The 2,408-nt window shown below is 74.4% G+C and carries 3 protein-coding genes; all 3 read left to right on the forward strand.

Annotated features, from left to right (window positions below; genetic code table 11):
- Window positions 1-662, forward strand: a 662-nt coding sequence (locus tag E9998_RS20210) for a glycosyl hydrolase 53 family protein (RefSeq protein WP_192907128.1), incomplete at its 5' end; no start/stop codon positions are given.
- Window positions 663-821: 159 nt separating this feature from the next.
- A complete protein-coding gene (locus E9998_RS20215; protein ID WP_136531500.1) occupies window positions 822-1,424 on the forward strand; it encodes a cysteine hydrolase family protein in 603 nt (200 codons plus the stop codon).
- 14 nt (window positions 1,425-1,438) lie between these two features.
- Window positions 1,439-2,371: a GlxA family transcriptional regulator gene (locus E9998_RS20220; protein ID WP_136531501.1), complete on the forward strand. Its 933-nt coding sequence runs from the start codon at window positions 1,439-1,441 to the stop codon at window positions 2,369-2,371.
- Window positions 2,372-2,408 lie beyond the last annotated feature (37 nt).

The raw sequence follows: 2,408 nt of genomic DNA on the forward strand, positions 1-2,408 counted from the left end.
AGAAGGCGAAGGTCGACCCGAAGCTCGTGCAGGTCGGCAACGAGACCAACGGCGGACTCCTGTGGCCCGAGGGCCGCTGGGACCAGCTGGAGCAGATGGCCGGACTCCTCACCGCCGGCTGCGAGGCCGTGGCCGACACCGCGCCGAAGGCGCAGTCGATCCTGCACCTCGCCGAGGGCGGCAACGCCGGGGCGTTCCAGTGGTTCTTCGACAACGCCGTCGCCAACGGCGTGCCCTTCGACGCCATCGGCGCCTCGTACTACCCGTACTGGCACGGCGAGCTGTCGGGCCTGGCCGCGAACCTCAACGACCTCGCGACCCGCTACGGCAAGCCGCTGTACGTGGTCGAGACCGCCTACCCGTTCACCACCGGCGACGCCGACGGCTTCGCGAACATCATCACCGACCCCGAGCCCGTCCCCGGCTTCCCCGCGAGCCCGGAGTCCCAGTCGCACTGGATCACCGCGATCGCCGACGTCGTCAAGGCCGTCCCGGACGGCCTCGGCCGCGGCCTGTTCTGGTGGGAGGCCACCTGGACGGCCGTCGAAGGCGCCGGCTGGGACCCCGCCGACCCGGCCAGCGGCAACGCCTGGGAGAACCAGGCCCTGTTCGACCTCGACGGCAAGGCCCTGCCGAGCCTGAAGACCCTCGGGAGCCTGTAGGTCCACGATCCGCCGCGCCGTCCGCGCCGACCGAGTCCGTCGGGGTCAAGCTACGGACGAGGCCGGACGGGCGGCGCGGCCCTTCCGCGACCGGATCGTTCCGGTGCGGGACGCGATCGTGCCTGGAACCGGGGCGGCTGCGGCGGCAGGATTGGGTCCATGAGAACCGCACTGCTCGTCATCGACGTCCAAGAGTCCTTCCGGCAGCGGCCGATCTGGGCCGCGATCAACAACCCCGGCATCGTCGACCGGATCGACCCGCTCGTGGAGGCCGCCCGCGCGAACGGGGACCTCGTCGCGTGGATCCGCCACATCGAGCCGGGCACCGGCAACGTGTTCGACCCGGCCCTGGGCTTCGTGGAGTACCTGCCCGGCCTCAAGCCCGCCGCGGGCGAGCCCGAGCTCCTCAAGACCTCGCACAACGCGTTCACCACCACGAACCTTCAGCAGGAGCTGACGGCGCAGGGCGTCGGGCGGGTCGTCGTCACCGGCATCCGCACCGAGCAGTGCTGCGAGACCACCGCCCGCGTCGCCTCCGACCTCGGCTACGAGACCGTGTTCGTCACCGACGCCACCGCGACCAACCCGATCGAGCACCGCGACGCCCCCGCGGGCCGCGACCTCGCGGAGATCCTCGCCGACCCGCGCACGCTCGGGACCGCGGCGATCGTGGAGCGCACCGAGTACGCGCTGGCCGGGCGCTTCGCGACCGTGACCGACGCCGCGAGCGCGGTGCGCGACTGGCGGGGCGCCGGGGCCTGAGAGAGGGTTGACCCGTGACCGACGTCGTGTTCGTCCTGGTGCCGCAGCTGCACCTGCTCGACCTCGCGGGCGCCGCGCAGGTGTTCTCGACCGCCTCGGACGAGAGCGTCCCCGGCGGGCCGCGGTACCGGCTGCGGTATGTGGCCGACGAGGCCGAGGTGCCGACCGCGCAGGGCGTCGCGCTGCGGGCCGACACCGAGTGGCCGCGGCTCGGGCCGGGCGACCTGGTGATGGTGCCCGGCTGGCGCTCCCCGGGGACGGCGGGCGGGCCGCGCCTGAGCGAGTCGCTCGCGCGGCGGGTGCGCGAGCACCACGCCGAGGGCGGGACGGTCGCCAGCGTCTGCTCGGGCGCGTTCGCGCTCGGGCAGGCCGGGCTCCTCGAAGGCCGCCGGTGCACGACGCACCACGACCTCCAGGACGAGCTGGCGCGGCGCCATCCTGGGGCGACCGTGGTGCGCGACGTGCTGTACACCGTGGACGACCGGGTGGTGACCTCGGCGGGGATCGCCAGCGGGATCGACCTCGCGCTGCACCTGCTCGCGGTGCGGCACGGGCCCGCGGCGGCGGCGCGCGTGGCCCGGGACATGGTCGTGTACGCGCGGCGCAACGGCCACGAGCCGCAGGCGAGCGCGATGCTGCGGCACCGCTCGCACCTGTCGGACGCCGTGCACCGCGTGCAGGACCGCATCGACGCCGACTACGCGGCGCCGCTGCGGCTCGCGGAGCTGGCTGCGTCGTCGGGCCTCGCCGAGCGGACGCTGACGCGGCGCTTCGGGGAGGCGACCGGGATGACCCCGCTGCGGTACCAGTCGCTGCTGCGGCTGGAACGCGCCGAGCACCTCATCGGGCAGGGCGCCACCGTGGAGTCGGCGGCGCGGGCCGTGGGCTTCTCGGACGCGCGGATGCTGCGGCGCCTGCGGGCGGCGGGGCGCGCTCAGGTCGGCTGAGGCCGGTGCCCAGGGGCACCGGCCGTTCGGCTTAGAG

This window comes from Glycomyces paridis (assembly GCF_004912155.1).
Lineage (GTDB): Bacteria > Actinomycetota > Actinomycetes > Mycobacteriales > Micromonosporaceae > Glycomyces > Glycomyces paridis.

Bases quoted from the DNA above. Each gene is read 5' to 3' on its own strand.
- E9998_RS20215 (WP_136531500.1), top strand. From the start codon at position 822: ATGAGAACCGCACTGCTCGTCATCGACGTCCAAGAGTCCTTCCGGCAG.